The sequence below is a fragment of the Ruegeria sp. CDSB117 genome, from assembly GCF_059611005.1.
On sequence record NZ_JBXWOS010000007.1, the window covers coordinates 83,695 to 95,630 of the forward strand.

Sequence of the window (11,936 nt, forward strand, 5' to 3'; positions counted from 1 at the left end):
TGGCTAGAGTTTGTTGTCCGCAATGCGCAACTGGCGTGCGCGGTTTAGGATCGCATCCTCGACCGCCCGCGACGTCGCGGCGCTTACCGGAGCGCCCCCGCTGGTCTGCAGTGCCACCGAAAGCGACCGCGCCGCCAGGGCCGGGTCACTTATATGCACGGTCGCGCGATAAGAGCGTCCGCCACCAGGCGGCGTGCCGTAACCTGTTACGATCACGCCGGTAAAGGGATCAACCTCCTGAATCGGGAGGAAATTCAGCACATCCAGCGAGGCAGCCCAAAGATACCGATTCACATTGACGATCTGTTCGGCATTCCCGCGGTTGAATACGTCCCAGATTGTTGTGCGCTCCGGATCGTTCAGCTCTCGTTCTTCTGTACGTGTGCTATCTGTATACAGCAATGCGGGATTAGGAGCCGCACTCTGATTCTGTCCGCAGGCCGACACGGCAGCAGTTATTATGATCAAACCGAAAATCGTCTGCAGGCGCATTGTCGACTGGTCCTGTTTCACTTGGTCTACTTTGTTAAGTGTTACTCCTAGACAAGGTCCTGTTCAGCAACAACCCTATTCTTGTTACACATGTCAGTGTGGACGGCAGTTTAGTCCCCAAATATCGACTGTGGCATCCTTGCACCAATTTGGGGCCAATGCACCCTTCACATTTAAGGCAAGCTTGCGCTTTGGGGGTAATCCGAGCGAAACGGTTCCCGTGCTGAGACATGTGCTGAGGCATATGTCGAGTAGAAAAACTTTTGAAACCGAGGGAAACAAGATGAAAAAAGTTCTCTTCGCATCGACCGCTCTGATTGCAACCGCAAGCGTTGCAGCGGCCGACGTTAAATTCAGCGGCTACGGTCGTTTTGGTATTGGCTACCTTGAAGACCGTACCGGCACTGTTGACAACTTCACCGTTGATCCGGCAACTGGCGCAGTTACTGCCGCTGGCACCGCGACCGTCGACACCGACAACACCATCCTGGTCTCGCGCTTCCGCCTGAACATCGACGGCACCGCAGAAACCGATGGCGGCGTTGAGTTCTCGGCTCGTGTTCGTCTGCAGGCTGACGAAAATGCCGGCAACGGCGAAGCCAACTCGGCTGGCCTGAACGGCGCACGTTTCTCGGTCATCTACGGTGGTCTGCGTGTTGACGCGGGCAACGTTGCGGGTTCGTTCGACAACCTGGCGAACTACTACGGTAACGAGCCTGGCCTGGAAAGCTTCATCGGCCAGTACTCGGGCGTTGACTACAGCTTCCTGGGTTACTCGTCGACCGGTTCGGGTGCGAACGCTGTGTTCTTCCAGTACGCAGTTGGCGACTTCGCTTTCGGCGCATCTTACGACCAGGCAACTGTTGCTCTGGACGGTGTTGCGCAGGACGCAGACCGCTGGGACGTTAGCGTAACCTACAACTTCAACAACATCACCGCAGCGCTGGCCTATGGTGAAACCAAGGCGAACGTGAACAGCGCGAGCGAAAAGCAGTCGCTGGCCGTTCTGACCCTGGGCGCAGAATTCGGTGACTTCTCGGGCACACTGTTTGTAGCTGACGATGACGTTGTAAACGACGCTCGCAACGGCACCGCATACGGTCTGTCGCTGGCCTACAACCTGGGCGCGGCAACCACTCTGACCGCCGCTTACGGTGACGGTTCGGCGGATGACGACCTGCAGCAGTATGGTATCGGCGTTAAGTACGACCTGGGCGGCGGCGCATCGCTGCGCGGTGGTCTGGGCCAGCAGAAGCGTGGCGACGGCGACAGCCAAGTACGTGCTGACTTCGGTGCTCAGTTCAACTTCTAAGTTGATCTGAACCACAAAGTTTAAGGGCAGGTCTTTGGACCTGCCCTTTTCTTTTGCGCGGACTTGGTGTTTTTCTGCCCTCAAAGCAGAGAAAGGAATTCCATGTCGCTGCACGACATCACTGCCCGCATCGCCAAGGCCGAATCCGCCGCCGGACGACTTGCGGGATCGACAAAGCTGATCGCGGTTTCAAAGGTCCAGCCGAATGAACGTGTTGAGGCTGTGCTAAGCCAGGGCCACCGTTGTTTCGGGGAAAACCGCGTGCAGGAAGCGGCCGAAAAATGGCCGGGCTTTAAAGAGAAATTCTCAGAGATTGACCTGCACCTGATCGGACCGCTGCAAACCAACAAGGCCCGGCAGGCAATGGAGCTGTTCAACGCGATTCACTCGGTGGACCGGCCCAAGCTGGCGAAAACACTTGCGCGGTTGGCGCAAGAGCTTGGCCACTGCCCTGATGTTTTCATCCAGGTCAACACCGGAGAAGAAGAGCAGAAAGCGGGGATCATGCCGGTTGACGCAGATGCCTTCATCGCCGAGTGTCGCGGACTGGATTTGCCGGTTCAGGGTCTGATGGCAATCCCGCCGGTTGAAGAGGAACCCTCGCTGCATTTTGCGTTGCTGGCCAAGATCGCCGAACGCAACGGGTTACAGGGCTTGTCGATGGGGATGAGCGGTGATTTCGAGCAGGCGATTGCACTGGGCGCCACCCATGTGCGTGTGGGGTCCGCCATCTTTGGCGAGCGAGTCAAACCTGCGGGATAATCAGACGCGTTCCGGGGGAAATTCTACGCGCGATCCAATGCAAATGGTCGCGGCGAAACGCAACGCAGCCCTCGGTTGGGTAGCCGGGGCGTCTCCACTGGTGAAGGAAAATGGCGGACCCGCGGCCCGGCACCGAGTTCGGCCAGTTCCAGTCTGTGATCAGGACAAGATCGTACAGGGGGTCCGCGCGCCGCAGCTTTTCATGGCTGGGCGCGTAGGGCGCGCAGACCATCTGGTTGTACTGACCGTCCGCGCTATCATCAGACCAAAGATCTCCGGGGCCTATTGGGATGGACCATGCGGTCGGAGCTGTGAGCCTGTCCGGCCGAAACAGCATACCGACAATATGGTGTACCCCGATCGGCGTGGCCCCATCGCCTTCGCGCTTGTCATTTGTCAGACCGCCTTTTCCGACCGAACAGGGAAAGAGTCGACCGGCAAACCGGACGCCGCGTGGCGTAAGCACCAGATCTTCAGGGGTCACAGCAGATGGCCTGACTTCGCGGCTTTGGTCGCCAGATATCCCCGATTATGGGCTGTTTCACCCACTTTCAGCGGCACTCTTTCAGTCACGGCGATGCCCGTCTTTTCCATCATCGCGATTTTCGCCGGGTTGTTTGTCAGTAACCGAACCGACGAAAATCCTAGTTCTTTCAGAATGTCCGAACCCAGTCGGAAATCACGTTCATCATCTTCGAATCCCAATCGGTGATTGGCCTCGACCGTGTCAAATCCCTGATCCTGTAGGAAATAGGCCCGCATCTTGTTGGCAAGGCCGATACCGCGTCCCTCCTGATTGAGATACAGCAACACGCCCGCGCCTTCGGACCCCATCTGGGCAAGCGCTCCACGTAGCTGGGGTCCGCAATCGCATTTCAAGCTGCCCATCAAGTCGCCCGTGAAACAGGCCGAATGCAACCGGGCCAGCACAGGTTTGCTGCGGTCCGGACGCCCAATTTCTACGGCATAGTGTTCTTCGCCGCCATCTTCGGGGCGGAAAACATGCAGACGACCGGCCTCGGACACTTCCATTGGCAGGCGCGCGGCGGCAATCGCGTGCAGGGCGCTTCGATCTGCCAGATGCGGCGCAGCGCGGGTATGGTCGATGCAGGTCAGGCCATGTGCCACCGCAAAATCGCGACCGTCATCAATTGGAACCACCACGGCAGCTGGCAAGAGGCGTGCGGACTTCGTCAAAGCGATGGCAATACGGTGCAGGTTGGCATTTCCCTGACGCTCGGACATCAGGGGGCCTTTCATCGGGGTATTCAGATCATCCGAGGGGTCGGCGACCGCCTGAACCCATGCGATGTCGGTGTCCGATGGGATGATTACTCGTGCGAGGTCGCCATCATAGGCGCGTGCCTTCAGCGTTTCCGCGCGTCTTACGGTGATCGCGACCACAGGCTGACCTTCGAAGTTCCGTAGATCGGCCAGCCGTTGTGCGCTTAATGTCTCGGACGCTATCGCAATGACGCTGAACCCGCTGTCATCAGTCAATACGACGGGAACGCCCATACGCAGATCCGCGCGGGCCCGTGCCAGCAATTCCGAGATATCGGGGATAAGACTCATCTATGTTACCCTATAACGTGTTGGTCTTCGTCTAACCCGAACAGAAGAAAAAGTGAAACAATTCCTCTGCGTCAGACACGAGGGCGTGAGACCATTGCAGTAAATCTTGTTGATTGCATCTTCCGCACGCAAATGGTGGAAAAGGCTTAGGAGGACCGGACATGGCTCAGCTCAAGAAAATCCTGCTGGTGGATGACGATGAAGATCTGCGCGAGGCGCTCAGCGAGCAACTCGTGATGACCGAGGATTTCGACGTGTTCGAAGCGGCAGACGGTCAATCCGCCATGGAGCGCGCACGCGAGGCGATCTACGATCTGGTCATTCTGGACGTCGGTCTGCCGGATACGGACGGTCGTGAGCTGTGCCGTCTGATGCGCAAACAAGGCGTCAAAAGCCCGATCCTGATGCTGACCGGCCATGACAGCGACGCAGATACCATTCTGGGTTTGGATGCCGGTGCCAATGATTACGTCTCTAAGCCGTTCAAATTTCCGGTCCTACTGGCCCGCATCCGCGCGCAGCTACGTCAGCATGAGCAATCCGAGGATGCGGTCTTTGTGCTGGGGCCGTATACCTTCAAGCCTGCGATGAAGATGTTGATCACCGAAGAGGATCGCAAGATCCGTCTGACCGAAAAAGAAACCAACATTCTCAAGTTCCTGTACCGCTCGGCCGATGGGGTGGTTGCGCGCGATGTGCTGCTGCACGAGGTTTGGGGATACAACGCCGGTGTCACCACACATACGCTGGAAACCCACATATACCGCCTGCGCCAAAAGATCGAACCCGATCCATCGAACGCGCGCCTTTTGGTCACAGAATCGGGCGGATATCGCTTGGTCTCGTAACTCCGGGTGGATTGACGTGGATCAAAGTGATACTCTGGATGTGTAATTAGATTACTCCCAACCCGCGCATGTCCGGGTTATGACATGCACCTCCCTGTTGGACTGCCGGGCCTTATGGCCCGGCCTTTTTTGGGGGGTTGTGGGGATCAGAGGTCCGAATTGAGCCCAAAGCCGTTTTCTGAAACAGCCGATCTGAGAAGTTATTCGGATGGTATGCCAACATCCGTTTAGTGCGACTGCATTCTTGTGCCGCAGTCACAGAGCATTTCACAAATCAATTTTCCAAGGCGCTTCTTATCGTTTCCTCAACACATAACTATTTTCATTTAGCACAGAAGTCTGCGCCAGGATCTCAAATCCAATATCTGCCTTAACCATCTCCAGCATCTCTCGAAATCCATCGCTATCCCATGCATGGAAATGAATGTCGTGATTTGCGGCAGCTAACCGCACTGCCTCTATTTCGACATTGTCTGGAGAAACCTCCGTCCAATTCTCAGGAATAGCAACGCTACGCAGGAAATCCTCGTACGCAGCAACTTTTGTCGAAGCGCCGCCATCCGACCAATCCTTCAACAGGTGTTCGACCGAAGTTGGCGTGCGCCGATGATCAAATGTATGCCGCATGTCAGGAACTGTTATCAAATGCACGCCGCCAAGTCTTAGAACTCTTAAAGCTTGTTCGATTGAACCAATAGGATCTTGCAAGTGCTCGATAACATGTGCTGAAATTATGAAGTCAAGAGAGCCGTCTTTCATGCCATCATATGTTTGTGCATCGATATTTTTTGAGTCTGGTGAATCGGCTGCCCCAAAGTACTCCTCTAGTTCCTCTGAGCTTCGAACATCGCCGTATTGTATTTTCGCTCTATCCTTTGGTATTGGATACGGGCGTGTGCCGGCGCCGACTTCTATACCTGTACCACAAATAAATATGTCTGCGAGAGTTCGCCTTGATGCAGCCACTTCCACTTCAGCCCCAACTCGTTCCGCTTGACGACGTTGTGCGTGTAGCGCAGCTGCTATTTCTGCCAACTCATCGTGGCTTTGTTGGCGCCAGAAGCTGATTTGCTCATCTTCGAAATACTCTGTCAATTTGATCTCCCTTAGAAAGCTGTGGCTGCCAGAAGAACTTCAACCTAATACACGCTCATTTGGCGAGTTAAACAAAAAAAACCTGATACTTAGCATTCGCTCTGCCATCTATCCCTCTTTGTATTTTCTTAGGCCCCTGAATATTTTCTTAGGCCCCTGAACCGGTGCCACTTGACTAACTGCGACAAGCGAAAGTCAGATGGCGCGAAGACACGAGCCGGACAAAGATATTTGAATCTGCTATGGGAGATCGCGCTGAAATTGACGGTGGGCGAAGATGTGGCATCTGCGTGTCGCAGTGTCGGGACTAGCAATGCGCCATACTACAACCGATGGAAGCGGTTCGGAGGGGTGCAGTTAAACCAAAGGCGGCTCCGCCCACTTAACTGCCACCGAATAACCCACGCCCTTCGGTGATCTTTTTCCATGGCACCCCAATCCACACCACGCTAACCTCCGCCCAACCGCGACAGAGGAATCCCCCATGCCCTTTACCCTTGCCACCTGGAACATTAACTCGGTCCGCTTGCGCGAGCCTATCGTGCTGAAATTGCTGCAGGAAGAGGCACCGGACGTTCTGTGTTTGCAAGAATGCAAGTCTCCGGTTGAGAAGATCCCGACCGAAGGATTTGCCGAACTGGGGTACACCCACATGGTTGCAAGGGGCCAGAAGGGGTATAACGGCGTCGCCATCCTATCGCGCCTGCCGATGGAAGAGGTCGGTGACAAGGATTTCGCCGGTCTCGGTCACGCCCGCCACATCGCTGGGCGGTTGGAAAATGGTGTCACCATTCACAATTTCTATGTCCCAGCCGGTGGCGACATCCCGGACCGTGAAAAGAACGAGAAGTTCGGGCAGAAGCTCGACTACCTCACAGATATGCGCGACTGGTTCCATACCGAAAAGCCCGAAAAATCCATTCTGGTTGGCGATTTGAACATCGCCCCGCGCGAGGATGACGTCTGGTCGCATAAGCAACTTCTCAAGGTCGTCTCACACACGCCGATCGAGGTTGAGGCGCTGGCCGAAACGCAGGACGCAGGCGGATGGGTGGACATTACCCGTCAGGACATCCCCGACGGGCAGCTATACAGTTGGTGGTCTTATCGCGCCCGCGATTGGGACGCAGCCGACAAGGGGCGGCGTCTGGACCATGTCTGGGCCACGCAGGATATCTCGAACGCAGGGCACTCCAGCCGCGTTCTGCGCGATGCGCGCGGGTGGGAAAAACCCAGCGACCACGCACCAGTCTTTGCGACATTCGACCTTTGACCCTGCAACTCTCCCCTTGGTTTCTGCCCTTTGCAGTTGCATATAGGGGCCAAATTCGAACGAAAGAGTGAATGCCATGGACCTTCTGAACGCCGCAGCCGGACCCGATACCGCCGATCTGATCAAGGACGGATCCGAGGCCACCTTTATGGCCGATGTCGTCGAGGCCTCGCAGGAAATCCCTGTGATCGTGGATTTCTGGGCCCCATGGTGTGGTCCGTGCAAAACGCTTGGGCCGCTGTTGGAAGAGGCTGTGACCGCCGCCAAAGGGGCGGTGAAGATGGTTAAGATCAATGTGGATGAGGCACAGATGATCGCCTCGCAAATGCGCGTTCAGTCGATCCCGACCGTATACGCGTTCTACAAAGGTCAACCGGTCGACGGGTTTCAGGGTGCCGTTCCAGGGTCCGAGATCAAGGCGTTTGTGGACCGAGTGATTGAGGCCGCCGGTGGTGAAAGCCCCGGGGGGCAGCTGGATGACGCTGTTCTGGCCGCCGAAGAAATGCTGGCCGATGGCGCAGCTGTGGATGCCGCGCAGACCTTTTCCGCCATTCTGGGGGAAGATCCAAACCACGCCGCCGCTTATGGCGGTCTGGTGCGCGCCCATATTGCTGCAGGCGATCTGGAGCAGGCCGAGGCCATTTTGAATGGCGCACCCGCAGAGATTTCAACCTCGGCCGAGGTTGAGGCCGCCCATGCCCAACTGGAGCTGGCGAAACAGGCTGCCGATGCTGGTCCTGTGGGTGAACTGAAAGCAGCGGTTGAGGCAGATGCCGACAACCATCAGGCGCGGTTCGATCTTGCACAGGCGCTGCACGCCAGTGGTGAAGTTGAAGAGGCTGTAACGCAATTGCTGGAACTGTTCCGTCGCGACCGCGAGTGGGATGACGGTGCCGCAAAGGCACAACTGTTTACCATTTTCGACGCGCTGAAGGCCAATGATCCGATTGTTCTGAACGGACGGCGCAAGCTCAGCTCGATGATATTTGCCTAATTCCTGATCAGGGCTACACTCGGGTACATGATGCATCCCGCTGACCTGCCGGAGACGGTATCCGTTTTCCCATTGCCCGGGGCGCTTTTGCTGCCCCGGTCTCGCTTGCCGCTACATATTTTTGAGCCGCGCTACCTGCAAATGCTGGACGACGCGCTGAAAACACCTGAACGGCTGATCGGCATGATCCAGCCGAATCCGTGTCAGTCTAACGAAAGCAAACTGCATCAAATCGGCTGTGCCGGGCGTGTGACGCAGTTCTCTGAAACCGAAGACGGTCGGTACCTGATCACACTGTCCGGCGTCTCACGTTTTCGGATCAAGTCCGAGTTGGATGCGTTTACACCTTATCGCCGCTGTGCAGTTTCATGGGACGGGTTTGACCGCGATCTCGGCAAGGCCGAAGCGGACAATGCGTTCGATCGGTCGCGGTTTTTGGATTTGCTCGAACGGTTTTTTTCCTCGCGCCAGCTTTCGACCGACTGGGACACGTTGAAGGATGCCGATGACGAGTTGTTGGTGAATTCCCTGTCGATGCTGCTGGATTTCGATCCCGAAGAGAAACAGGCGCTGCTTGAGGCACCTTGCCTTCGCACGCGCCGCGAGACATTGGTGACATTGATTGAATTCGCCATGCGGGGCGGATCGAGCGAGGAAAAACTGCAATGACCGAAGCCGAACACCCCTTTGACCGCCATATGCTTGAGGCGCTGATCTGCCCGCAAACGCACACCACGCTGCATTATGATGCCGAAAAGCAAGAACTGGTATCAAAGGCCGCCAACCTTGCCTTTCCAATCCGCAACGGTATCCCGGTGATGCTGGTGGACGAAGCCCGGCAGCTGGATTAAATCGCGCGCCCTTGCAGCAGTTTCGGAAGGTCTCCGGTCAGCCCGGCCGCCTCACGCACAAAGCCGCGACGTAGTCCAGGGACTGAGCCAACGATCTCCATCCCGATGTCGCGCCCGAAGCGCAGAATCGGGTTGTCGTTGGAAAACAGCTTGTTGAACACATCCGTCGCCATGGCCAGCGCCGCCGTGTCGAACCGTCTCCATTCCTGATAGCGCTCCAGCACCAGAACTGATGCGATATCCTCGCCGCGCCGTCCAGCCAGTGTCAGAACTTCCGCCAAAGCGCCTACGTCGCGAAGACCTGCATTCAAACCCTGACCTGCGATTGGGTGCATGCCGTGGGCGGCGTCGCCTACCAGCGCCAGACGGTCACCGATGAAGGAATTGGCGATGGTCAGGTTCAGCGGATAGGTGAATCGGTCACCCTGCAGACGGATATCACCCAGAAAGTCCCCGAAACGCGGGCGAAGGACCTGCAGGTAATCCGTTTCGGGCATCGCGTTGATGCGCTGCGCCATTGCGGTGCGCTCGCTCCAGACGATCGAGCTGCGATTGCCGGTCAGCGGCAGAATCGCCAAGGGGCCGGGGGGCATGAAGAACTGATGCGCCACGCCATTGTGGGGCAGGTCATGCTCAATTGCACACACCAGCGCGGTTTGGCCGTAATCCCAGCCGGTGCGCTTGATCCCGGCGCGTGCAGCTGTGCCGCTGCGGCGCCCGTCACAGCCGACCAACAATCCGCCGGTCAGGGTCGTGCCATCATCCAGCGTCAGCGTTGCGCCCGTGTCGTTGGTGGCTTGTGCAACAACCGTTTTGCCGCTGATCTGTGTGATGCCGCTTTGCTCGGCCATTGCGTCCAAAAACGCGCGGCGCAGGTGGCGGTCTTCGACCATGTAGCCCATCGGGCCTTCTTCAATCTCGGCATGGTCAAAATGCAGGAAAAACGGGGATGGGCCGGCACCGGAATGCCCATCGGTGACCTTGATCTCAAGCATGGGTTGGGCATGCTCTGCCACTTTGTCCCAGACGCCAACCGCATCCAACAACCGCTGCGAGGCCAGCGCCAGAGCATAGGCGCGCCCGTCAAAAGCCGCGTTTTTTCGGGCTTTTTCGGCCAATGCGTCGATGACGGTGACAGAATGCCCTGTCTGGGCCAGTGCCAGTGCCAGGGCCGGGCCGTTCAGGCCGCCGCCTACGATCAGGATATCCGAGTTGTGTTCCATGGCCTGCAATATGCGCGCCCTTTCGGGATTGTCCATGTGCGGTCCTGTCGCTACCGTCCCTCAAAGTGCTTTTTCCAGAGGGGGCAGGGATGCAGGACTGGCTGACCATGACGGCGTGTGATCTGGGGCGGGGTATCGGCATGGGACAGATCGATCCGGTTGAATTGACCGAAACTTATCTGGCCGCCATCGACGCGCATCCGCACCGCGACAGGATCTATGCCCGCGTTACGCATGATCGTGCTAGGGCCGAGGCACAGGCTGCGCAGGAGCGCGCCAATCTGGGCCTGCGGCGGTCCCTGCTGGATGGTGTGCCGATCAGCTGGAAAGATCTGTTCGACACCGCCGGCACAGCGACTGAGGCAGGCTCGGCCTTGCTGAAAGGCCGGGTTCCCGAAATGGACGCGGTCGTTGTGCGTAACGCCACCGCCATGGGCACGGTCTGTCTGGGTAAGACGCATATGAGCGAGCTGGCCTTCTCAGGCCTTGGCCTGAACCCGATCACTGGCACGCCCCCATGCCTTGACGATGAAGACGCCGTATCCGGAGGCTCTTCTTCCGGCGCGGCCGCATCGGTGGCCTGGGGCCTTGCCGCCTGTGGGATCGGTTCGGATACGGGCGGATCAGTGCGCATCCCAGCGGCCTGGAACAATCTGGTCGGGCTGAAAACCACCGCCGGGCGTGTCAGCCTTGAAGGAACGGTGCCCTTGTGTCTGCGGTTTGACACTGTTGGCCCACTGACCCGCTCAGTCGAGGACGCAGCTCATATGCTGGCCTTGCTGGAGGGGCGCTCTCCGCCGGATCTTCGCGGTGTCAGCCTGAAAGGCCGCCGCTTTGCCAATCTTCAGACCGTGGCGCAGGACGACCTGAGGGATGAACCGCGCAAGGCCTTTGAGGATGGGTTGCAAAAACTCACCGAGGCAGGCGCCGAGATCGTTCCGCTGGACGTCCCCGAGCTGCACGACGCCATGGCGCTGTCCGGCATTCTGTACACGACCGAAGCTTATGGGTTGTGGCGCGATGTGATCGAAGCCAATCCCGATGCCATGTATCCCGAGATTCTGGAACGGTTTCGGTCGGGTCAAAACGCGACGGGTGCCGATTACATCGCTGCCTGGTCCAGGCTGAAAGCCTGTAGGGCTGCATGGGATGCGGCAACATCGGGGTTTGATGCGGTGCTTGCGCCCACAGCGCCCATTCTGCCGCCGAATCTGGATCGGTTGATGAACGATCATGACTACTATGTCACGGAAAACCTGCTGGCTCTACGCAACACCCGTATCGGCAATCTGATGGGACTTGCTGCATTGACACTGCCGACCGGAATGCCCGGGTGTGGCGTGATGATGATGGGATATCCCGGCTCGGAAGAGGCCCTGTTACGGCTGGGATCAGCCGCCGAGGTGGCGTTGGCCTGAATGCCACAATCCCCTGATTCGCCACCTCTTTGTCTGGACGAAACCGGGTGCGGCCTGTAACCTGTCCTTAAAACGGGGCGAAATGATCCCGGT

At 57.6% G+C, this 11,936-nt stretch carries 13 protein-coding genes; 8 read left to right on the forward strand and 5 right to left on the reverse strand.

Translation table 11 applies throughout. From position 1 onward, the window contains the following. Positions 1-3: 3 nt before the first annotated feature. A complete protein-coding gene (locus tag AC2FJC_RS09950) occupies positions 4-492 on the reverse strand; it encodes a DUF3576 domain-containing protein (RefSeq protein WP_496726561.1) in 489 nt (162 codons plus the stop codon). A gap of 283 nt (positions 493-775) precedes the next feature. Between AC2FJC_RS09950 and AC2FJC_RS09955 the strand changes: the two genes are divergently transcribed. Continuing rightward, a complete protein-coding gene (locus AC2FJC_RS09955) occupies positions 776-1,804 on the forward strand; it encodes a porin (protein WP_496739385.1) in 1,029 nt (342 codons plus the stop codon). A gap of 102 nt (positions 1,805-1,906) precedes the next feature. Beyond that, the gene (locus AC2FJC_RS09960; RefSeq protein WP_496726563.1) at positions 1,907-2,566 is read left to right on the forward strand and encodes a YggS family pyridoxal phosphate-dependent enzyme; all 660 of its coding nucleotides are present in this window, start codon (positions 1,907-1,909) and stop codon (positions 2,564-2,566) included. Here AC2FJC_RS09960 and AC2FJC_RS09965 read toward each other — a convergent pair. Next, positions 2,550-3,050, reverse strand: a complete 501-nt coding sequence (locus tag AC2FJC_RS09965; protein ID WP_496739387.1) for a L,D-transpeptidase family protein — start codon at positions 3,048-3,050, stop codon at positions 2,550-2,552. The two genes, AC2FJC_RS09960 and AC2FJC_RS09965, sit on opposite strands and share 17 nt — an antisense overlap. Next, a complete protein-coding gene (gene ribA, locus AC2FJC_RS09970; RefSeq protein WP_496739388.1) occupies positions 3,047-4,141 on the reverse strand; it encodes a GTP cyclohydrolase II in 1,095 nt (364 codons plus the stop codon). The genes AC2FJC_RS09965 and ribA overlap by 4 nt, the downstream gene beginning before the upstream one ends. A gap of 161 nt (positions 4,142-4,302) precedes the next feature. Between ribA and AC2FJC_RS09975 the strand changes: the two genes are divergently transcribed. After that, positions 4,303-4,989: a response regulator transcription factor gene (locus tag AC2FJC_RS09975; RefSeq protein WP_058272567.1), complete on the forward strand. Its 687-nt coding sequence runs from the start codon at positions 4,303-4,305 to the stop codon at positions 4,987-4,989. A 294-nt stretch (positions 4,990-5,283) separates the two neighbouring features. On the opposite strand, the gene AC2FJC_RS09980 is transcribed toward AC2FJC_RS09975, so the two are convergent. After that, the gene (locus AC2FJC_RS09980) at positions 5,284-6,084 is read right to left on the reverse strand and encodes a methyltransferase domain-containing protein (protein WP_496739389.1); all 801 of its coding nucleotides are present in this window, start codon (positions 6,082-6,084) and stop codon (positions 5,284-5,286) included. 484 nt (positions 6,085-6,568) lie between these two features. On the opposite strand from AC2FJC_RS09980, the gene AC2FJC_RS09985 reads away from it, so the two are divergent. The 4 genes from AC2FJC_RS09985 to AC2FJC_RS10000 all read left to right on the forward strand — a co-directional run bounded on the left by AC2FJC_RS09985 (position 6,569) and on the right by AC2FJC_RS10000 (position 9,202). Beyond that, the gene (locus tag AC2FJC_RS09985) at positions 6,569-7,357 is read left to right on the forward strand and encodes an exodeoxyribonuclease III (protein ID WP_496739390.1); all 789 of its coding nucleotides are present in this window, start codon (positions 6,569-6,571) and stop codon (positions 7,355-7,357) included. A gap of 76 nt (positions 7,358-7,433) precedes the next feature. After that, a complete protein-coding gene (trxA, locus tag AC2FJC_RS09990; protein ID WP_282120316.1) occupies positions 7,434-8,351 on the forward strand; it encodes a thioredoxin in 918 nt (305 codons plus the stop codon). A gap of 27 nt (positions 8,352-8,378) precedes the next feature. Further along, the gene (locus AC2FJC_RS09995) at positions 8,379-9,020 is read left to right on the forward strand and encodes an LON peptidase substrate-binding domain-containing protein (protein WP_496722019.1); all 642 of its coding nucleotides are present in this window, start codon (positions 8,379-8,381) and stop codon (positions 9,018-9,020) included. Continuing rightward, positions 9,017-9,202, forward strand: coding sequence for a Trm112 family protein (locus AC2FJC_RS10000; protein WP_058272562.1), 186 nt, complete (start codon positions 9,017-9,019; stop codon positions 9,200-9,202). The genes AC2FJC_RS09995 and AC2FJC_RS10000 overlap by 4 nt, the downstream gene beginning before the upstream one ends. Here AC2FJC_RS10000 and AC2FJC_RS10005 read toward each other — a convergent pair. Beyond that, complete coding sequence (locus AC2FJC_RS10005) at positions 9,199-10,461, reverse strand: FAD-dependent monooxygenase (protein ID WP_496739391.1); 1,263 nt, start codon at positions 10,459-10,461, stop codon at positions 9,199-9,201. The two genes, AC2FJC_RS10000 and AC2FJC_RS10005, sit on opposite strands and share 4 nt — an antisense overlap. Before the next feature lie 53 nt (positions 10,462-10,514). On the opposite strand from AC2FJC_RS10005, the gene AC2FJC_RS10010 reads away from it, so the two are divergent. Beyond that, positions 10,515-11,843 (forward strand): amidase, encoded by a 1,329-nt coding sequence (locus tag AC2FJC_RS10010; protein WP_496739392.1) that lies wholly within the window; start codon positions 10,515-10,517, stop codon positions 11,841-11,843. Positions 11,844-11,936: the final 93 nt, after the last annotated feature.

Coding starts and splice junctions, on each gene's coding strand:
- AC2FJC_RS09950 (WP_496726561.1), bottom strand. CDS start 492: ATGCGCCTGCAGACGATTTTCGGTTTGATCATAATAACTGCTGCCGTG.
- AC2FJC_RS10000 (WP_058272562.1), top strand. CDS start 9,017: ATGACCGAAGCCGAACACCCCTTTGACCGCCATATGCTTGAGGCGCTG.
- AC2FJC_RS10010 (WP_496739392.1), top strand. CDS start 10,515: ATGCAGGACTGGCTGACCATGACGGCGTGTGATCTGGGGCGGGGTATC.
- AC2FJC_RS09995 (WP_496722019.1), top strand. CDS start 8,379: ATGATGCATCCCGCTGACCTGCCGGAGACGGTATCCGTTTTCCCATTG.
- AC2FJC_RS09985 (WP_496739390.1), top strand. CDS start 6,569: ATGCCCTTTACCCTTGCCACCTGGAACATTAACTCGGTCCGCTTGCGC.
- AC2FJC_RS09960 (WP_496726563.1), top strand. CDS start 1,907: ATGTCGCTGCACGACATCACTGCCCGCATCGCCAAGGCCGAATCCGCC.
- AC2FJC_RS09955 (WP_496739385.1), top strand. CDS start 776: ATGAAAAAAGTTCTCTTCGCATCGACCGCTCTGATTGCAACCGCAAGC.
- trxA (WP_282120316.1), top strand. CDS start 7,434: ATGGACCTTCTGAACGCCGCAGCCGGACCCGATACCGCCGATCTGATC.
- AC2FJC_RS09975 (WP_058272567.1), top strand. CDS start 4,303: ATGGCTCAGCTCAAGAAAATCCTGCTGGTGGATGACGATGAAGATCTG.
- AC2FJC_RS10005 (WP_496739391.1), bottom strand. CDS start 10,461: ATGGACAATCCCGAAAGGGCGCGCATATTGCAGGCCATGGAACACAAC.
- ribA (WP_496739388.1), bottom strand. CDS start 4,141: ATGAGTCTTATCCCCGATATCTCGGAATTGCTGGCACGGGCCCGCGCG.